The 20,030-nt window shown below is 58.3% G+C and carries 17 protein-coding genes; 14 read left to right on the top strand and 3 right to left on the bottom strand.

Annotation, left to right across the window (positions count from 1 at the left end):
- Nucleotide 1 precedes the first annotated feature (1 nt).
- From NTD81_RS19275 to NTD81_RS19240, 8 genes are all read left to right on the top strand, one after another.
- Nucleotides 2-1,063, top strand: a complete 1,062-nt coding sequence (locus NTD81_RS19275; RefSeq protein WP_262184355.1) for a hypothetical protein — start codon at nucleotides 2-4, stop codon at nucleotides 1,061-1,063.
- Nucleotides 1,060-3,042, top strand: a complete 1,983-nt coding sequence (locus tag NTD81_RS19270; protein ID WP_262184354.1) for a vWA domain-containing protein — start codon at nucleotides 1,060-1,062, stop codon at nucleotides 3,040-3,042. Before NTD81_RS19275 ends, NTD81_RS19270 begins: the two co-directional genes overlap by 4 nt.
- A gap of 3 nt (nucleotides 3,043-3,045) precedes the next feature.
- Complete coding sequence (locus tag NTD81_RS19265; RefSeq protein ID WP_262184353.1) at nucleotides 3,046-3,744, top strand: ABC transporter ATP-binding protein; 699 nt, start codon at nucleotides 3,046-3,048, stop codon at nucleotides 3,742-3,744.
- Nucleotides 3,728-4,966, top strand: coding sequence for an ABC transporter permease (locus NTD81_RS19260; RefSeq protein ID WP_262184352.1), 1,239 nt, complete (start codon nucleotides 3,728-3,730; stop codon nucleotides 4,964-4,966). Before NTD81_RS19265 ends, NTD81_RS19260 begins: the two co-directional genes overlap by 17 nt.
- Nucleotides 4,967-5,039: 73 nt before the next feature.
- On the top strand, nucleotides 5,040-6,563 hold the full coding sequence (locus tag NTD81_RS19255) for a formylglycine-generating enzyme family protein (RefSeq protein ID WP_262184378.1): 1,524 nt from the start codon (nucleotides 5,040-5,042) through the stop codon (nucleotides 6,561-6,563).
- Between the two features lie 14 nt (nucleotides 6,564-6,577).
- Entirely contained in the window at nucleotides 6,578-7,297 is a 720-nt protein-coding gene (locus NTD81_RS19250) for a hypothetical protein (protein ID WP_262184351.1), read from the top strand.
- Nucleotides 7,298-7,308: 11 nt separating this feature from the next.
- Nucleotides 7,309-7,800: a hypothetical protein gene (locus NTD81_RS19245; protein WP_262184350.1), complete on the top strand. Its 492-nt coding sequence runs from the start codon at nucleotides 7,309-7,311 to the stop codon at nucleotides 7,798-7,800.
- 75 nt (nucleotides 7,801-7,875) lie between these two features.
- Complete coding sequence (locus tag NTD81_RS19240; protein ID WP_262184349.1) at nucleotides 7,876-9,555, top strand: VWA domain-containing protein; 1,680 nt, start codon at nucleotides 7,876-7,878, stop codon at nucleotides 9,553-9,555.
- A 257-nt stretch (nucleotides 9,556-9,812) separates the two neighbouring features.
- On the opposite strand, the gene NTD81_RS19235 is transcribed toward NTD81_RS19240, so the two are convergent.
- The 3 genes from NTD81_RS19235 to NTD81_RS19225 all read right to left on the bottom strand — a co-directional run bounded on the left by NTD81_RS19235 (nucleotide 9,813) and on the right by NTD81_RS19225 (nucleotide 12,530).
- On the bottom strand, nucleotides 9,813-11,768 hold the full coding sequence (locus NTD81_RS19235; protein ID WP_410017184.1) for a DUF4105 domain-containing protein: 1,956 nt from the start codon (nucleotides 11,766-11,768) through the stop codon (nucleotides 9,813-9,815).
- Entirely contained in the window at nucleotides 11,768-12,091 is a 324-nt protein-coding gene (locus NTD81_RS19230; RefSeq protein WP_262184348.1) for a DUF2388 domain-containing protein, read from the bottom strand. Before NTD81_RS19230 ends, NTD81_RS19235 begins: the two co-directional genes overlap by 1 nt.
- A 112-nt stretch (nucleotides 12,092-12,203) precedes the next feature.
- On the bottom strand, nucleotides 12,204-12,530 hold the full coding sequence (locus NTD81_RS19225; RefSeq protein WP_262184347.1) for a DUF2388 domain-containing protein: 327 nt from the start codon (nucleotides 12,528-12,530) through the stop codon (nucleotides 12,204-12,206).
- 294 nt (nucleotides 12,531-12,824) lie between these two features.
- Between NTD81_RS19225 and NTD81_RS19220 the strand changes: the two genes are divergently transcribed.
- The 6 genes from NTD81_RS19220 to gmd all read left to right on the top strand — a co-directional run bounded on the left by NTD81_RS19220 (nucleotide 12,825) and on the right by gmd (nucleotide 20,030).
- Nucleotides 12,825-14,234, top strand: coding sequence for a glycosyltransferase (locus NTD81_RS19220; RefSeq protein WP_262184346.1), 1,410 nt, complete (start codon nucleotides 12,825-12,827; stop codon nucleotides 14,232-14,234).
- Nucleotides 14,231-15,709, top strand: coding sequence for a glycosyltransferase (locus NTD81_RS19215; RefSeq protein ID WP_262184345.1), 1,479 nt, complete (start codon nucleotides 14,231-14,233; stop codon nucleotides 15,707-15,709). The genes NTD81_RS19220 and NTD81_RS19215 overlap by 4 nt, the downstream gene beginning before the upstream one ends.
- Nucleotides 15,710-16,081: 372 nt before the next feature.
- Complete coding sequence (locus NTD81_RS19210; RefSeq protein WP_262184344.1) at nucleotides 16,082-16,885, top strand: class I SAM-dependent methyltransferase; 804 nt, start codon at nucleotides 16,082-16,084, stop codon at nucleotides 16,883-16,885.
- Nucleotides 16,886-16,897: 12 nt separating this feature from the next.
- Nucleotides 16,898-18,052 carry an acyltransferase family protein gene (locus NTD81_RS19205; RefSeq protein ID WP_262184343.1) on the top strand — a complete coding sequence of 385 codons (1,155 nt, stop codon included), beginning with the start codon at nucleotides 16,898-16,900 and terminating at the stop codon, nucleotides 18,050-18,052.
- A gap of 76 nt (nucleotides 18,053-18,128) precedes the next feature.
- Complete coding sequence (locus NTD81_RS19200; RefSeq protein ID WP_262184342.1) at nucleotides 18,129-19,028, top strand: GDP-mannose 4,6-dehydratase; 900 nt, start codon at nucleotides 18,129-18,131, stop codon at nucleotides 19,026-19,028.
- A gap of 30 nt (nucleotides 19,029-19,058) precedes the next feature.
- Entirely contained in the window at nucleotides 19,059-20,030 is a 972-nt protein-coding gene (gene gmd / locus NTD81_RS19195; RefSeq protein ID WP_262184341.1) for a GDP-mannose 4,6-dehydratase, read from the top strand.

Below are 20,030 nucleotides of genomic sequence, written 5' to 3'. Positions count from 1 at the left end.
CATGCTAAGAATCGAACTCAAGCCCAGCCACAGCGGCCAACCCGGCTACGGCGAACTGACAGTCCACGACTGGCCCAACGGCGACAGCGGCCTGGAGCTGACTGTGCAACGCAACCAAGACGGCCGTTATCTGGGCGCAGCCGGCGACTGGGGCAGCAACCCGGTATGGCACGGCCTCGATGGCCTCAGTCTGAACGGCGACAGCCTTAGCGGTGAAGTCGGCCCCTGGCTGATCGACCCGCTGATGCAAGATCCGCAAATGGCTTACATGCTGCAAATCCGCGATGCCGACGGCGGCGATAAAGGCGTGCTGCGGATTCTCGGCACCTTGCTGTCGTCCCTGGCGGCGGGTAATTCCAGCCACGACGAGCAGAAGATCCACCGCAGCAACACGCCGCCCCCCGTCGCGCCAGTGCCGGAACCAGAACCTGAGCCGGAACCAGAAGAACTGACGCTGACACTGGACGACGAGCCGCAGCTGGGCGATCTCAATGCCAACGACCGTCACACTGAGGTCGAATCACTCAGCGCCGAACCGCGCGAGCCGGCGCCAGTTGCCGCAGCGCCTGCACCTGCGAAAAAATCCAGCAAGCTGTGGCTGATCCCCGTGCTGCTGTTGCTGCTCGCCGCCATTGGTGCGGCGCTGTGGTGGTTCGTCCTGCGCGCGCCGGGCACCAGCACGCCAGCGGTCAGTAGCACCAGCAGTGGCGAAGCCGCCGTATGCAGCGCCGAGGCCCTGGGCCAGGTCAGTGATGATCTGGTCTACATCCAAAGCTGCTTGAAATCCAACCCCAGCAGCGAGCAAGTGCTGAGCGTAATCGCCGCCGCCAAAGAGGCTAAGCGCTGCGGCGTGGTGCAGCGGTTGTACGCACACAAGGCGCAGTCCGGCGATGCCGCCGTGGCCTTTGCTTACGCCCGTGAATACGACCCAGAAAGCTTCACCAGTGGTGGCTGCATCAGCGCCGCCGATGCGGAAACCGCCGCCTATTGGTATGAGATCGCTGTCACCAACGACCCTGCCAATCAGCAAGCCAGCCAACGCCTGGAGGCCCTGCGCAAATGATCGCCAAAGGACTGCAACTGACCCTGCTCGGCAGCCTGCTACTGGGCACCGGCCTGGCCGCCCAGGCGGCGGATAAACCGCTGCTGCAAGAAGGCAAAAAGACCCTGTATCAGCGCGTGCTGACCACCCCCACTTGCCAGCTCAGCGACAGCGCCGGCGGCGCCAGTGGCAAGGCACAACCGGCGTTTACCCGCTTCTACGTCTACCAACGCCAGCAGGCTGGCGGCGCTGAATGGCTGCAAGTTGGCCCGGACAGCTACGGCAAGACCGTCGGCTGGATCAAGGGCGATTGCGCGGTGGAGTGGAAGATGCAGATGACCCTGGCCCTGACCAACCCGGCCGGGCGCGATCCGCTGCTGTTCTTCAAGGACAAAGCTAAGCTCGAAGAGCTGTACGCCAAAGAAGACCCGGCGCCGTTGCTGAAGCCGATCCGCGCCAATATGCAGAGCAAGGGTCGCGACCCTGCAGTGGTGGCACGCGAGCCGGATTACGCAGTGGACCTGGCGAAAAACTTCTACCTGCTGCCAGTGCTCGACGCCGAAGAAGTGTTCACCGAAAAAGGCTTCCAGGTGCGCCTGCTCAACGTCGCCTCGGTGACCGCCAAAGAGGGCGGCAAAGACGCCAAGCCCGACGCCAAACAACAGGCCGAACAAGCCGCCAACACCCTCAAAGGCTTTAGCGCCGCCGTGGTGTTCGTGATCGACTCGACCATCTCCATGGGCCCGTACATCGACCGCACCCGCGAGGCGGTCAAGCGCATCTACGGGCAGATCGAGAAGGAAAACATGCTTGATCAGGTCAAGTTCGGCCTGGTCGCCTTCCGCTCCAACGTCAAAGCCGTGCCTAAGCTGGAATACACCAGCAAGATGTTCGTTGATCCGAGTACGGTGAAAGACGGCAAGGACTTCCTGGCCAAAGTCGCCGAGCTCAAAGAAGCCACGGTATCGAGCAGCAGCTTCGATGAAGACCCCTACGCCGGCATCATGCAGGCTCTGGATGAGGTCAAGTGGAACGAGTTCGGCGCGCGCTATATCGTGCTGGTCACCGATGCCGGCGCCATCGAGGGCGACAACAAACTCTCAAGCACGGGCCTCAATGCCGAGCAGGTGCGTCTGGAAGCCCAGTACCGTGGCGTGGCGCTGTACAGCCTGCACCTGAAGACACCGAGCGGGGCCAAGGATCATGCCTCGGCTGAAGCCCAATACACTAACCTGACCCACAACAACTTCCTCAATAAGCCGCTGTACTACCCGGTAAATGCCGGCAAGGTCGAGGAATTTGGCGCCATGGTCGACAGCCTCGGCGATGCCATCACCGCCCAGGTTAAAGCCGCTTACCGCGGTGATATGGCCGCCGGCAGCGCCTTGGGCGCCGATGCTAAATACGCCAAAGGCCAATCGGCCGAGGACAAAACCATCGCCGCCGACGCTGCCCTGCTCGGCCATGCCATGCGCCTGGCCTATCTCGGTGAGAAGACCGGCGCCAGCGCCCCGCCCGTGTTTAAGGCGTGGATCAGCGACCGTGACTTTATCCAGCAAAACGTCCCGACCACGGATGTCCGGGTGCTGATGACCAAGAGCCAGCTCAGCGACCTCAGCGACGTGGTTAAGCAGATCGCCGATGCCGCCAACGAAGGCCTGATCTCGCCCAGCGACATGTTCGAGCGCCTGCGCTCGGTGGCCGCGACCATGGGTAAAGATCCCAATCAGCTCAAAGACAAAACCATCAAGCTGGCCGACATGGGCCTGATGGCTGAGTACCTCGACGGCCTGCCATACCTGAGCGAAGTGCTGAGCCTGGATGAAGAAACCTGGAAAGGCATGGAAGGCCTGGACCAGGAGAAATTTATCCGCCGCCTCAACACCAAGCTTAAGTACTACCAGCGCTACAACGCCGACGCCGATCGCTGGGTATCCCTGGCGCCGGGCAGCGACCCGCGTGAGCATGTCTACCCGGTCCCCCTGGAAGCGCTGCCTTAAGCCATGTTGCAGATCGCCAACCTGGGCATCCAACGCGGTGCCAACTACCACATCAGCCTGCCGCGCCTGAGTCTTGGGCGCGGTGAAGTAGCGGCCATCACGGGCGCCAGCGGCTGTGGCAAAAGCACCATGCTGGAGATGATCGGCCTGATTTTGCGCCCCGAGCAACTCGGCAGCTTCACCTTGGGCGACAGCGATGCGCTCAACGTCGCCGCCCTGATCGAGGGTGATGAGCAAGCTAAGCTGGCGGATATCCGCGCCCAACGTTTGGGCTTTGTGTTGCAAACCGGCGGCCTGCTGCCATTTTTAAGCGTGCGCCAGAACATCGAGCTGCCACGGCGCATGCTCGGCTTGCCGGCGCACAGCGAGCTGGTCGAAGAAGCCATCGGCCGCCTGCGCCTGCAAGCGCTGCTGGCTAAACTGCCGGCGCAACTGTCGATCGGTGAGCGCCAGCGCGTAGCCTTCGTCCGCGCCATCGCCCATGAGCCAGACTTGCTGTTGGCCGATGAACCCACGGCGGCGCTGGACCCGCAACAAGCGCGCAACCTGTTTGAGCTGATTATCGATCTGGTACAGCGCTTTCAAATCGCCGCGCTGATCGTCACCCACGATTGGGATTTGGTGCAGGACTGCGCCATCCGCAATATCGTCGGCACGCTGCAAAATGGCACAGGGACGGTGTTTCATGACCGCAGTGAATAACCGCCCGAATCGACGCCCAGGCCTCGCCCTGCTGATCGAGCTGGCTGGCCGCGACCTGTGGCACGACCGCAAAGTCTCGCTGTGCATCGTCGCCTCGTTGGTCGCGGTAATCGCCCCGCTGTTACTGCTGTTTGGCCTTAAGTACGGCGTGGTCTCGCAGCTCAATCAGCAGCTGCAGAGCGACCCGCGCAACCTCGAAGTGCGCATGCTGGGTAATTACGACCTGAACGAAGACTGGTTCGCCCGTCTGCGCCAGCAGCCCGGCGTCGGCTTTGTCATCCCCCTAACCCGCTCGCTGAATACCACCGCCGATTTGCAGCGCGACAGTCAACACTACGTGGCCAACGCCGAAGTCATCCCCACCGGCAATGGCGATCCGCTGCTGGCCGCCCTGCCCGCGCCAGCCAGCCTGGAACAAGTGGTGCTCAGCGCCAGCGCCGCGAGCAAGCTCGGCGTACAGGTTGGCGACAGCCTGCGCCTGCTAGTCCTGCGTAAACTTGAGGGCAGTAACCAGCGCGGTGAAGTGGCCGTCAACGTCGCCGCCATCCTTCCCCACAGCAGCTTTACCCGCCCCGCCGTGCTGGTGCAGCTCGACTTACTGGTGGCCATGGAAAACTTCCGCGATGGCTTTGCCGTGCCTCTGCTGGGCTTTAGCACGGGTAACGAGGCGCCTGTACGCAGCCGTTATGCCCGCGCGCGGATCTATGCCAACGGCCTCGATGAAGTGGCGCCAATTGCCCAGTGGCTGGATGGCGAACATATCGAAAGCAGCACCCAAGCCCGTGAGATTGAGGCGGTGAAGGCCATCAGCCGGGTGCTGGGGTTGATCTTCGCGGTGATTGCCTGGACCGCCCTGATCGGCTGTGCGGCGTCGTTGGTCGGGGCGTTTTTGGCCAATATCGACCGCAAGCGTAAAGACTTAGCTCTGCTGCGCCTGCTCGGCTTTCAGCGCTCAGCCGCGGCACTCTATATCGTCACCCAGGCAGCGCTGCTGACGGTGCTGGCCTTTGCCCTGGGCTACGGCGCTTATCTGATCGGCAGCAGTGTGTTTAACCAAGCGCTGGGGACTAACCTGGCGGATAACGGTTTTGTCTGCAAACTGGAACCTATTCATATCCTGCTGGCTTTGGCCGGCGCCATGTTGCTGTCGATGCTAGTGGCAGCTATCGGAGGATTTCGTGCAATTCATATCCAACCGGCGGAAAGTCTGCGTGGTCTCTAAGTCTCTCGCCCAGCAAGGCGCTACGCATAGCGCGCGGTCGGCTGCGCGCGTACTGGGCCTGCTCAGCGCCGCCGTGCTCGGCGTGGCCAGCCTGTCGGCACAGGCCGCTTGGGACGAAAAGTATTACAACCCCAAGCCGCTGCCGGAGGACGTGATCCTGCCGATGCCCTGCGATGGCTTTATGACCCTGCGCAAAGTGCCAGTGCCGGTCGCCAGTCCCATGGACGACTACGGCGTGACCCTGGGTCAGGACAGCGACGAGTGGGGCTATATCGAGCAAGCGCGGCCCAGCTATATCGCCGGCAGTTTTACGGTGAGCAAGCCCAAGCCATCGCGCTATTACCTGCTGGCCAAATACGAAATCAGCGAGCTGCAATACCAAGCGGTGATGAACGACAGCTGCCCCACCGCATCCGCCAAAATGCGGCTGCCGCAAGTGGGCATCAGTTGGTTTGATGCCACCGCCTTCGCCGATAAATACAGCCTGTGGCTGCGCAAAAACGCCGCCGCCAAACTGCCCAAAGAAGATGGCGCCGCAGGCTTTCTGCGCCTGCCCACCGAAGCGGAATGGGAGTTCGCGGCCCGCGGCGGCATGGCCGTGTCGCAAGCCGAGTTTCGTGATGTGCGCTTCCCCACGCCCGATGGCGGCTTAGGCGCTTACGCCTGGTTTGCCGGGGCGCAATCGGCCAACGGCAAGCTGCAACTGACTGGCCTGCTCAAGCCCAACCCGCTGGGCCTGTTCGACGTGCTGGGCAACGTCGATGAGATGCTGTTTGAACCGTTTCGCCTGAACAAGCTCGACCGTCAACACGGCCAGGCCGGCGGCTATATCGTCCGTGGCGGTAATTACCTGACTCCGCAAGCCGAGCTGCGTACGGCCCTGCGTCAGGAGCAGCCTTATTACAGCAGCGCCGGCGAGCAAACCAAACTGAAGACCACCGGCATCCGCCTGGCCCTAGTCGCCCCGGTGCTGACTTCCCGCGAGCGGATCAAGCAAGTCGAGCAGGACTGGAAAAAACTCGGCACCCCCGCCGCCAGTCAAGCCAATACCAGCAAAACGGATAACAGCGACCCGCTGGCAGAAATCTCCAGCATCGCCAGCGGCGTGCAGGACGATGACCTGAAGAAACAGCTGGAGAAACTGCGCAGCGACCTGCGCGCTAACACCCAAGCCCGTGATGAGCAGCGCGATCAGGCGATCCGTTCAGAACTGCAACTGGGCGCTTTCCTCTGCACCAAGCTGAAAGACGACGGCATGTTCCTCGACACCCTGCAGGGCAACTTCGAGCGCAGTTGCGGTGCCAACAGTGAGGAGCCGGCCAGCCGCTGCGACGCACGCAAAGAGCAGCTGGAAAGCCACCGCAAGGTCCTCGACTTTATGCTCAACTACTATGCCGACACCGTGGTCAGTGGTGCGCTTAACTACAGCGTCGCGACCATCGAGCCGCAGGTCGACGTGGTCGCCCAGCAAATGGCCGCGCGCAGCAAAAGCAATTTGCGCCAATACCTGGACACCCACTGGAAAAACCTCGGCGCTTACATGAACAATGGCAAAGTGGCCCGTAGCCAGTGGCTGCAATCCTGTAAATCTATCTAACCAAGGACATGGACATGAACGCAGTAACGTTGCTCAGCCAGCGGATGAAGTGGAGCGTGCTGGGTGTTGTCTTGTTGATGGCAGGCTGTCAGACCACTGGCACAGGCTCATCCAGTAACGCCAGCGTCGACCCGCGCTTGAGCAATAGCAATTCCGCGCAATTCTTCAGCAAGTCAGGTTTCCAGGCCTGCGCCGGGGGGGCCTTGGTCGGCATCCTCGCCTGCCAGTTGGGCAACCCCAATGACAAAGCGGCCTGCATGATCGCAGCCGGTCTCGCCGGCTGCGGCGTGGGCATGGGCGCCAACTACTACCTGGATAACCAGCGCAGCAAATACGCCACCGCCGAAGACGCACTGGATGCCAGCATTGCCGATGTGCGCAAAGACAACCAAGAGTTGCAAAGCCTGACCAACACTGCGCGCAGCGTGATGGCCGATGACAAACGCAAGATCGAGCAGATCAAGAAAGACATCGCCAACAACACCGTGCAACGCAGCGCCGCGCAAAAACAAATCGCCGAGATCGACGCCAACACCGCTTACCTGAAAAAGACTCTGGCCGGTGCGCGGACCAAGCAGCAAGAATGGCAGAAAGTGGCTGAAGCCAACCGTAACAGCGGCGCGCGCAGCGACACCCTGGACGCGGAAATCAGCAAAATGCAAAAGCAGGTGGCCCAGCTTGAGTCGGAAATCGACCAGCTCTACGCCCAGCGCTCGTCCATCCAACTGGGTTAAGGAAGCTCACCATGTCTGCCACTCGTATGCTTGCCCTGCTGACCGCAGCCATTGCCTTAAACGGCTGCGCCGTGACCGCCGAGCAATGTGACCCGCGCAATGCCGATGCAGGCTTTGCCACCAAGTTTGGCTGCAAGACCCAAGGGGTGTATTCGCAGCGCGTGGAGGACAAACAAAAAGTCCTCCTCGATGAGCAGAAAACCAACCAACTGTTCCGCGAGGTGTATGCCTCCATCGAACAGGAAAAAGCCGGGGTTAGCGCTGACCTGAAAAGCCAGCAACAGCAGTACGCCAAGCTGAACAAGTCGCTCAATGCCCTGCTCGCTGAGCTGAAAAACAAAGCCAAAGGCAATAAATCGATCGAAGCGGAAATCGCCGCCATCGAGAAAGACCTCAACAACCTCAACCAGCAAGACAACCCAGCCGTGCTGCAAAAACAACACGAGCTGCAACAGCTGCGCAACAAGGTCAGCAGCTTGGAAGGCGATCTTGGCCTGCGTTGAGCGGCCCCTAGGAGTACGCGCGCAGGCTAGGCCTGTGCGCGCTTTCACGAATTACCCAGCAGGAAGCTGACCGTTATGAAGCGTATTGCCCGCCTCTCCAGTGCCAACCTCAATGCCAGCGAGGCACTCGACGGTCATGCCGAATTAAGCCAGATCCTGCGCCGCCATTTGCCGCCGAGCACGGCGGCGCTGTTCGCTAAGCCTAAGCAAGCCGACGGCGATATCGTTGAGTGGTACAGCGATCTAGGCGGCCAACCCGTACCCTTCAGCCAGCTGAGCCCGGCCGAAGCCGAACAAGCCAAGCATCTGCTGCATGAGCGTCTCGCTTCCATCGAGCAACTGGCTACTCAGCTCGACAGCCAAGGGGCCGATGGGCAACGCCAAGCCGCATTATTACGCCAAGCCGCCAGCTACCCCGACACCGCCAATCTGTACGCGCTCAACGGCCAGCCGGTGGTCACCTTCTGGGGCGGCGGCCAGGCGCCTCCGCCACCACCACCGGTGTTACCCGCCGGTGCAGCAGCCGCCGCAGCGGCCGGTAGCGAGGGCGTATTGGTCAGTGAGGCACCGCGCAAACGGCGGTGGTGGCCATGGCTGCTGTTAGCCTTGCTACTGCTCGCCCTGCTCGCCGCACTGTGGTGGTGGTTTTATTGCCGCGAGGTCAAAGCACCTGAGCCGGTGGTGCCGCCGCCCGTTGCCGAAGAACCGGTTAAGCCCGAGCCGGTGGTTGAACCAACACCTGAGCCTGAGCCGGAGCCGGTGGTCGAGGAACCCGCCCCGGTGGTTGAGCCAGAGCCCGTGCCGCCCGTAGAAGTGCCGCCACCGCCGCCTAAGCCGGAGCCCAAACCTGAGCCGAAACCGGAACCGAAACCTGAGCCCAAGCCAGACCCGGTGCAGATTCTGAAAAAACGCATCGACGACACGGCCAAAAACTGTTCGTCGTTGCAGCAAATGCTCAAAGAAGAACCACTGCTGAAAACCAATGCGGCGCTGCGTAAACAGGTGGAGGACAACCTGGCGAAAAACTGCAAACAGCAGATGATCGCCAATGCGAAAAACCTCTGCCCCGACGAGCGTCCTAAAGAGATGGCGCCAGAGATGGTCATCGTCTTCGACGCTTCGGGGTCCATGGATATCAGCATGCTCGCCACCGAGAAGGAAATTGAGCAGGCCACCATGATGCAAGGCGTGGCCGATATCGCCACGCAACTGCTGCTCGGCACCCGCGCGCCGAACACCATGCAGCGCATCTTCCGTGAGCCCAAACGCATCACTACCGCTCGCGACGCCGCCACCTCCGTGGTGCAAAAGCTGCCCAGCGACGTTAACGCTGGCCTAGTGATGGTGGAAGACTGCCCGAGTGCGCGCAGCGTCGGCTTCTTTAGCCCCAGTCAGCGCGGTGATTTGCTCAACCGTATCCGTGGCATTCGCCCAGTGCAGGGCACGCCGTTGGCTGACGGCATTGCCAAAGCCGGACAGATGCTCGACGGGGTCAATCGCGAGTCGGTGATGCTGGTGATTTCCGATGGCGGCGAAAGCTGCCACCAAGACCCCTGCGCCGTGGCTCAGTCGCTGGCACGCAGCAAGCCGCATTTGAAAATCAACGTGGTGGATATCTTGGGTACCGGCGCCGGCAACTGCCTGGCTGCTGCCACCGGCGGTCAGGTCTTCACCGCGCGCAACGCCGGCGACCTGCAAATGATGACCACTCAAGCGGCCAAAGATGTTCTGCCACCGGCGCGCTGCAAGCCATAACGCTTATCCACGCAGCCCAGGCCGGGCTGCGTGCTGCTCGGCAAGCGCCTGCTCTTCGTATAAAGCTTCCGATATGAGCCGTGCGGGATTCTCCTGGCGGCGCGCAAAGCCTCGCCAACCAGCGGCTTTTAATCTAGTCGCACCCGCCCAGGCACCCTCTGCAACCGCTAAGGCCGCCGGTTTGCTCCCGGCACCGCACTGGGGCAGCGCTTAACCGCAAGCACTCCGGCCAATGGCCCGGCATGGACCCTCAGCCGCTAAGGTAACTGCAGTCCGCCGCTAGCCTTGTGCAGTGCACGCAAATGCTCACCCAGGCTTTGTACATTGGCCTCAGTGGCACTGATCTCGGCGCCGCGCTTAGGCTCCAACAGGCTGCGCACTTGCTGATCCAACTCATCACTTAAGCGCAATAAGCGTTGTTGGCGCTGGCTGCTTTGGCTTTGCAAATGCTGCCATTCGGCCGCTTGCGGCAGGCCATAGCCCGTCTCCAACAACTGCGCCGGACGGCTGAGAAAACCGCTTTGCTCGATGATCTGCTGCAAGGTGTTATCGGCTATGGCGAAGTCACGATTGCCGCCCTTGCGCGCTTGCAGATAACGCTGCTTAAGGTCTTCTTGGGCCAACAACAGCTGGCGCCGCAGGGCCGCTTGCTCAAGTAGCAACAGCGCTGCGCTGCTACGCAAATCCGCCTCGGCAAACCACTGCGCGCGCTCGCGGGCCGGCAGCTCTAGCCAGTCCTCCACTTGCTCCTGCGGCACACCACTGCGCTCACGCAAAATGCTGAACATGGCCTGATAGCGCTCGCGGAACGAGTCGAAGCGATAGCCCAAGCGCAGCGCTTCCCGGGGCTTGGCCTGCATGCTTGGGTCCGCCAGACCACGTCCTTGCAACACCCTCAGCAAGCCATTGGGGGTGATGTTATCCAGGCTCTGTAAGGTTGCCGCGCCAGTGCCGCTACGCAGCAGCTTGAGGGTTTCCACCGCGCAGTTGTTGGACAGGAACCAATAGTCACCGTCGTAGCTCCAGTGCAGCTCTAAAGCGTGTTCAACCAGATGGTTAAGCTCAGGCCGGCTCAAGGTCAACGGCACCGATGCGAGGCTGCGCAGCTCAACTTTGGTGTACTCGTCGATCACCTGTTCCAGCGGCAACACGAACAGCCGCGACGGATAGGCGCCAGTCAAGCCGCCCCAGCTGGACAGCTGTACATCGCCAACAAAGGCGCGATAGGACAGCACCAGGTGATATTGCAGATCCAGCCGGCAATCCGGCCCACGGGGCCGCCCCGGGGCACAGATAACCAGGCGCAACATGCTGTGGCCCCAACGGCTGGCCAACTGGTCATTGGCCTCAGCCAGTAGATAATCCACTTCATACACGCGTTCAGGATCAAGCTGGCCCAACGGCTCGCGGGCAAAGTCGCGACCGGCATTCATATAGGCCAGGCTCGGCGCACAGGATTCGGCCTGCGCCGGAGCCCAGTCAAAATGCTCACGCAGGTAACGCTGCAACGCCGGACGGCGGCAGGCGTAACTGGGGTCGAGAAGGAAGTACTCCATATTCACCGCGACAAACTCGCGCGGGTTGCTCAGCTCATACAGATCAGGGCTGCGGCTGTCTTGCGCGTTGCGTTGTTCGCGCTCGCCACGGCGGCCGACTCGTTGCGGCCAGCCGGCCAAGTCGAGCAACTGCGGATCATCACTTAAGGTAAAGCGCCGCGCCGTCTGGCCCCGGCATTGCTCGGCCAGGCCGACCGGGCCACGCACGGCAAAGTCGTGCTGACAGCGACGTAGCAGGGTTTTCTGCGCCGCCGGCCACAGGCGGCTGCGATCGTATAGATGGGTCAGCTCATGCAGCACCGTGGCCAGCACTTCGCGGCGCAATGTACCGTGAATACGTCCGGTGGCCGCATCCGCCTGCTGTGGATCGAGCAAGCGCGGCAACAGCGCAGCGTTGAGTTGCAAGGCATTGAGCGAGACCAAGCGACCATAGGCGTTGGCCGGCAAGCTAGCGGACCAAACAATCTGCACGTCACGGTCCAAGCGCTGGATAAAGCTTGGCGGCAAACTTGCCTGCGCTTGCTCGATCAACTGCGCACTGAGTTGGCGTTGCTCAGGGCTTAAACCCGTCTCGTCGACACTCAGATGTAACGCCGCATGGACGCTTCCACTGGCCAGCAGCATGCACATGGCCAGCCAGCGGATGGCGCGATTGATCACAGCGCGAGAATAGCTTCAGCCAAGGCTTGATCGTCGGCCAGGCGCGCCTCAGGCAAACGCTCACGTAAGGTCAGCAGCGCCGCTTCCAGCTGCGCACCACGGATAGCCCCGCGGCTGGCGACAAAACTGGCGGCATCATCACGGGCAGCCCGCACGACTTTCATATCCCGCACCGAAGTGGTGGTGTCGGAAGTGAAGTCGAGGCTGCGGTCCAGTGCACGGACGATGATATTACTGGTGGCTACCAAAGTCTGCGCCTGACTGGTCGCGGCAAACAGACACAGACCAGACAGCAAAACTGAGGAAAACAAACTACGCATACAGGCTCCAAGGATTAGCGGACAGACGCCGGACAGGACCATCCAGCGCCGCACAGTTTAGCCTGTGCTTAGCCCTGTCCGCATCAGCGCCAAAGTGCCAGCCCCGTAAGGCTTACAGCACCAAAATCGCCTGTGCCAGCTGCGCATCAGAAGCGCTCAGCTGCGGCGCCACTTCACGGATATGCTGCAGTGCCGCTTCCAGATGAGCACCACGCACCTGCCCCTGGCTGGCGACAAAGCTCGCCGCATCATCACGGGCGGCCAATACCACCTTGTCATCACGCCAGGACGAGGAAATATCACTGGTGACATTGCCAGTACCGACCAGAGCCCGGCCAATCGCATCAGTGGTCGCAACCAAGCTGGTGGCACTGGCGGTAGTGGCTAAAAGCGCCGCAGAGATAAAAGCGGTGCATGACAATAAGCGCAAAGTATTCATGAGTATTGAACTCCAGAGCATTCGCAGCAGCAGCTGCGAAAGGGTAAGTGATGCTACTTTAACTAGCGGCGAGCCGCTAAGACTAGACGACACTGCATATAGTTTCCTAGATGCCATATCAAATGGCCCTTAGACAAATACACAAATGGTACAAAAGTACGGGCATATGCGCCTAAGTTCGGCGTATTGGCTAGAAACACTTGATTTGCGTGAAAATTACTGATGGAGTGCGAACTAAGTTTGAAGATTTAACCGCTGGGAGCAGAGCATTCCCTTAGCGAAAACGGACAATAAATGATTATTCTCGTTGGCTCGAAAATCGACCAGTCCAGTATCACATCCGCACTGGGCAAACCTGAGTACAGTTACTATTTTCTCCTCAAAGAATTTTTACCTGCCTTAGAACAACTGGGGCAGGTCATCAGTGTGACCAGTCTCGACCAAATAAACTCGCTGCATCAGGAACATAGCGCTGCCGGCGAGCAGGTGATTTTTCTCAGCTTCAGTCCACCGCATCAAACCCCTGTTGAGCTAACCTGCCCAACCGTGGTTGTTTTTGCTTGGGAGTTCGACTCCCTACCCGCAACCCGTGAGGGCGAAGCACCATCCGCATACTGGTACACCCAGCCAGAGAATGATTGGCGACATGTCTTCACCCGTATCGCCGGCACTATCGCGACCAGCCGTGAAGCAGCTGAACTGGTAGCCCAAGTTGACACTAGGCCGGGCAAGGTGGCCGCGATTCCAGCATCTGTTTGGGATCGTTACCAAGCGTTGTGCCCGCAACAGGGCTGGCGTGTCTATCGTAAAAACAAGCAGTTTCAGTTCACTGGCATGCTCTTGGACAGCCGTACCTTACGCCTCAATGCCGAGAACTACATTGTTCAGCCGGTGCCAGAGACCACTCGCATCCACCGCGCCCTGCTGCGCGGCTGGTGGCATGAATTGCGCTTAGGGCGTCACCCCAAAACTGACGCCCCCCCTAAACCAGCACCCGTAAAGGCCAGTTCAGCTCAGCACATACTCCAGCTAGAGGGCGTGGTGTACACCAGCGTGTTCAACCCCAGTGATGGCCGCAAAAACTGGAGCGAAATGCTCAGTGCCTTTTGCTGGGCATTTCGCGACCGCAAAGACGCCACCCTACTGTTGAAAATGACTCACCACGACATTGAACAGTACCGCGCCACCATTATTAAGATGATGGCGCGCCTGGCACCGTTCCAGTGCCGAGTAGTTGTGGTCCATGGTTTTCTCGATGATGCCGAGTACCGACAACTGATTGAGGTTACTGACTATTACGTCAACTGCTCATCAGGAGAAGGCCTCTGCATCCCACTGATGGAGTTTCTCAGCAGCGGCAAACCGGCTATAGCCCCTCTGCATACGGCCATGGCGGACTACCTACATGAAGATTTCGCCTTTATTGTCGACAGTAGTACGCAGCTGACCGACTGGCCCCATGACCCCACTGGCCTGTGCCTGACCCACAGTCAGCGGATCAACTGGGACTCTCTGCGCAACGCCTATTACCAAAGCTACACCCTTGCCAGCCAAGAGGAGCACTACCAAAGCATGTCGCGTGCCGCGTGTGCACACATGAGCCAATTCTGTTCGGTGGCCCAAGTCAGCCAGCAACTACAACAGTTTTTGCAAACCGTGCTCGATCAGAACTCCTGCGACCAGACTCAAGGGGCTCAGGCATGATCTTGCTGGTCTACTCAGAAATTAACGCTCAAACTATTGCCGATAATCTGGGACAAGCCGAGTACAGCTATTACTTCGTGCTTAAGGCATTTCTGCCCACCTTACAGAGCTTGGCCGAGGTGCGGATCGTTACTGATCCATATAGAGAGGTGGACCACTACTACGCGCAGGCGAAACAACGTGGCGAGGCTTGTATCCTGCTCTCGTTCACATCGCCACAGAATACGCCACTGGGGCTGCGCTGCCCGACGATTCCAGTACTGGCCTGGGAGTTCGAGGATATCCCCAACGAGCACTGGCAAGGCCAGCGTCAACAAGACTGGCGCTACCCCTTGAAACGCTGCACTCAGGCTATTACCCACTCAGACATGACGGTCCAGGCCATCAAGGCACAGATGGGTGATGACTATAAGGTCGTATCGATTCCCGCCCCGGTATGGGACAAATTCCAAGCGTTGCGCCAGCGATTGGCGCAACAGCGTCGCGAACAAATCGCTCTGCAGGTTGATGGGTTGGTGCTGGACAGTCACAGCGCAGACTTCGCGGCATTGCTGCCCGACCGTGAAGCAATCATAGAAAGTGTTACCAGTGCGCGCCAAGGCCCCAAGACAGTAGTCGAAGAGGAGAACCGACCACGTTGGCGCCAAGAATCGCACCTGCGCATCAGCTATCGCTACGCCCTAGAGTGGTGCCGCTTGGTCGGGCGCCCACTCTTGGCCAATCTGCGTTCAGATTTAAGTCGGCGCTTGCGCAGGCAACCGGCTCCGACCGCACATGCGCACAAGCCACTACAGCAGGTGCCATGGCCAATAGGCAAACAGCAACTAGAGCTGTCCGGTGTGGTGTTTACGTCGCTATTCAACCCTGGTGATGCGCGCAAGAACTGGGTGGATATGCTCACTGCGTTTTGCACGGCTATGCGCGACACCGAAGATGCCACTCTGGTGTTCAAACTCACGTCCAACGACTATGTCGAGGTCGTGCAGAGCATGCTCATTTGCATGGCTAGGTTACCGCGCTTCACCTGCCGGGTGATTATATTGAATGGCTACTTGCAAGGTGAGCACTTCGACGGTTTGATTGAAGCCAGCGACTTTATCGTCAATGCCTCCTACGGTGAGGGGCAGTGCTTACCGCTGATGGAGTTCTTATCCTGCGGTGTGCCGGCAATTGCCCCCTATAACTCAGCGATGCGCGACTATATGGACACCTGCGTGGGTTTTGTCGTGAAGGGTTCGCGAGAGCCCTGGCATTGGCCCCAGGACCCACGCCAAGCGCTACGCACCTGCCAGGAGCGCATTGACTGGTCCTCATTGGTTAAGGCTTACCGCGACGCCTACCACTGCGCCCGTAACCAACCCGAGCGTTACGCCGAGCTTGCGCACAATGCCATCGAGCGCATGCGTGGCCATTGCTCCGAAGCCGTAGCCCGTGAACGCTTGCGCAGCACACTTAACATTGAGGGCAGGCCTTGATGTGCTTGAACAACCGCCAAGCCCGCGTTACTAGCCCCTGGCGAGTATCGACTGCGCTCAGCACAACCGCTAAGCAAGCCCTGAAAACTTTATCGCCACACGTGCACTCAGTTGACGGTGCACAGGCGAAATTGACTCATAACCGTTGGTATGGCCGCAGCGATAAATCACTGCTGGACTTCAACATTCGCACAGACGCAGGCAGTTCGGCGTGAGCCCTAATGCCACGACAATAGCCATGACCAGCACAGAGGAATCACGCGGACACCACCTATAACAGTAAATGCAGCAAACGCCACTCACCACCAGGCGCTCTCGCTAGACGATGCGCCCGGCCGTAACGGTCAAGGACAACCAACCCGGGGCAAACTCATGATAAAAAGAATTATTAGACGACTATTTGGTACCCACCAAGCACCGCAAGAGGTCAGCATTCCTGTCGACGTGCAGGAAATCGATACCCCTCTAAGTGGCTGGTTTCGCCAAGAAAGCGGCGAGCTGTTCGAAGGTTTCCCAATCACGCCACAAGACACCGTATTGGATATCGGCTGTGGCAACGGCCCGTACGCTAACTTTTGTGCCAGCCTTGGCGCAGAAATAATTGTCGCTGACATTGATGCCGACAAAGTTGCCGCCGTCGAGGCATTACTGAAAGATTCTGCGGCACGCTCCGTCACCGGACTGGTAACTGATGCCAAGCCGATTCCATTGAAAGACGCCAGCGTCAACCGAGTGGTGGCTATGGAGGTCCTTGAACATGTTGAGGACCCTACTCAATTCATGTCCGAACTGGTTCGTGTGGCTAAACCCGGCAGCCTGTTTCTATTGACTGTACCCGACCCCGTGGGTGAGCAAGTACAGAAGAAACTAGCCCCACCTGTCTACTTCGAACACCCTAACCACATCCGTATTTTTCAACGCGATGAATTTGAACAGCTGGTTATCGATGCCGGCCTGATTATCGAACGACGGACAGAGTACGGATTCTACTGGTCGATCTGGTGGTTCTTTTTCTGGGCCTGCAAGCAAGACCTCAGTCCTCCTTGGCACCCCCTGCTCAATAGCTGGACATCCACTTGGAACATGTTGCTGAGAACACCGGATGGGCCGAGGATTAAAAAAGCTCTAGATGAAGTCATGCCCAAAAGCCAAGTAATTGTGGCGCGTAAGCCCTGACGGAGCGCCTCAATGAAAGGCCGTATAAGCGACATTGAAATCCTACGTGGAATAGCTGTGCTCATGGTGGTAGTCCACCATGCCAATGGCAATCTATTCACGTGGAGCAGCCCTGCCCTTGAGCGCTTCTACACCTATTTTGGTGGCTGGTTCGGAGTTGACCTATTCTTTGCCATATCCGGTTTTGTTATCGCCCGCGATCTAGTACCACGGCTGCAGTCCGCCCAAGGCTACCAAGCCATCAAACGCACAGTGCTGTCATTTTGGTTGCGACGTGCTTGGCGGCTACTGCCCTCAGCTTGGCTGTGGCTTGCGCTAATACTACTGGTCACGCTGCTGTTCAACGACAGCGGAATTTTCGGCAGCTTACGCACTAACCTAGAGGCTACAGCGGCCGGCATCTTGCAGTTCGCCAACGTGCGTTTCGCCCAAACCTTCATGAACGAGCCGTACGGCACGAGCTTTGTCTACTGGAGCCTGTCGCTGGAAGAGCAGTTTTATCTGTTATTTCCGCTGCTAATTCTGCTGTCTCGGCGCTATTTGCCTTATGTGCTTATCGGCTTGGTACTGGCTCAAGTATTCCTAGTGCGAAGCCCCATGCTAATGATGTTTCGCACTGATGCTTTAGCCCTTGGTGTTCTTTTAGCGCTGTGGAGCCACCATCCATCCTTCGCTAAATTACGCCCAAATCTACTTGCACGCAGCGGCGCAGGGCTGACATTACTGTTGATAAGTCTCCTTGTAATGTCGCTACTGGCCGCGGATAGATTGCCTGGTGCCAGCATAAAAGTTGGGCTCATTGCCATATTATCGGCCGTGATGGTTTGGGTTGCCGCTCATAACCGAGATTACTTAGGTGTTAAAGGGGCAACGGGAGCACTTCTGCGCTGGTTAGGAGGCCGCTCGTACGGTATCTACTTAATCCACATCCCAGCCTTTTTCCTTATTCGCGAAATTTGGTTCCGTATGCAAGATGGGCAGCCTTTGGACAGCAGTCAGTTTTATCCTGTGTTGATTAGTGCCGGCCTATTAATTGTACTGTTGTGCGAGCTGAACTACCGCTTAGTGGAAAAGCCATTTCGCCTTAAGGGAAAACACCTCGCAGACAAACTGCTGATACAACCAGTGCCGTTACAGAACGCACTGAATCACGAGCAGAGTACATAGGAAATCGCATGCTTTCATTGATCGCTGGTCCTCGTAGATGCCCTGCAAAGCCTCTAACATGCGCAGAAACGACGCTATGAAAAAATTACTGGTAACAGGTCTAAATGGCTTTGTCGGCCAGCATTTTCAGCTCAGCCTAGATAATCATCCAGATTGGCAGCTACTAGAATCCAGCTCGTTTGACCTATGCCAGCCTAAGTCGTTGGAGGCTTTGCTAGCGCCGACGTGCCCCGATGCAGTGGTTCACTTAGCAGGGCAAACATTCGTACCCGAAGCCTTCCGTAATCCAGCACAGACACTACAAGTCAATTTGATTGGCACACTGAATTTACTACAAGCACTCAAAGCTCGCGGCTTCACGGGAACGTTCATATATGTAAGTTCCGGGGACGTTTATGGCCAAGTTGATGAGTCCGCAATGCCCATAAGCGAGACTCAACCCGCACGTCCACGTAACCCCTATGCAGTCAGTAAAATCGCTGCAGAGATGTTGTGCCAGCAGTGGAGTTATGTCGAGCCCTGGCGCATTGTAATAGCTCGCCCGTTCAATCATATCGGTACAGGTCAAAGTGAGAACTTCGTAATATCCAGCATTGCCAAGCAACTTGCGTGCATTAGTAAAGGCAAGCATCCACCTCAAATCGAGGTTGGCGACATTGATGTGAGCCGTGACTTCTTAGATGTGCGAGATGTAATAAGCGCTTATATGTGCCTGTTAGACAAAGGAGTTAACGGTGAGGTTTATAATATTTGCTCAGGTCAACAACAATCTATTCGTGACCTGATAGACGCGATGATTGAGTACTCAGGCATACAGGTAAGTTTCCGACAGGATCCATCACGTATGCGTAAATCGGAGCAAAGAGTTGTTGCCGGTAATCCAAACAAAATCAAGCTAGTAACAGGTTGGCAACCGAGCGTTGCGCTGCAGCAAACAATGCAGGCGATGTTCCAAGAGTGGTTGCTAAAGGTTTGATAGGCAAAAAATAAAAATAGGAAATAAGAAATGGCCAAGTCTGCGTTAATCACAGGGATCACCGGTCAAGATGGTGCCTATCTCGCTAAGCTCTTATTAGATAAGGGTTATCAGGTTTATGGCCTAGTCGCTCGGCGCAGCAGTGATACCCGCTGGCGTCTGCGTGAGCTGGGTATTGAAGGCGATATCCAATACCTCGAAGGTGACCTCGCGGATGGCAGCTCCTTGCAGCGTGCCTTGCTTAAAGCGCGTCCGGATGAGGTGTATAACCTCGGTGCGCAAAGCTTTGTAGGTAGCTCATGGGATCAGCCGATTATTACCGGCGTGGTCGATGGCCTAGGGGTCACTCACCTACTTGAGGCCATCCGTCAGCTGTCTCCTGACACCCGTTTCTATCAAGCTTCGACCAGCGAAATGTTTGGCCTGATTCAAGCTGAGCGGCAAGACGAAAACACGCCGTTTTATCCGCGTAGCCCTTACGGGGTGGCCAAGCTGTATGGCCATTGGATCACCGTGAACTACCGGGAAAGTTTCAAGCTGCACGCCTCCAGCGGGATTCTGTTCAACCACGAATCGCCCCTGCGTGGCATTGAGTTCGTCACTCGTAAAGTCACTGACGCAGCAGCACGGATCAAGCTCGGCAAACAGAAAGAGCTACGCCTAGGTAACATCGACGCCAAGCGTGACTGGGGCTTTGCCGGCGACTACGTCGAAGCGATGTGGCTGATGCTGCAACAGGAGCAAGCCGACGATTACGTGGTGGCTACCGGTATCACCACCACGGTGCGCGACATGTGCGAACTGGCCTTTACCCATGTCGGCCTGAATTACCGCGACCATGTGGTGATCGATCCGCAGTTCTTCCGCCCAGCCGAGGTCGATGTACTGCTGGGCAATCCAGACAAGGCGCGGGCCAAACTAAATTGGCAAGCACAAACCAGCCTGGCCCAGCTGATCGAGATGATGGTCGAAGCTGACCTGCGCCGCGTCGGCAGGGAGTAA

This window comes from Pseudomonas sp. 5P_3.1_Bac2 (genome assembly GCF_025465995.1).
Lineage (GTDB): Bacteria > Pseudomonadota > Gammaproteobacteria > Pseudomonadales > Pseudomonadaceae > Aquipseudomonas.
The sequence above is the reverse complement of the archived record's forward strand: the minus strand, read 5'-3'. Positions and strand labels throughout refer to the sequence as shown.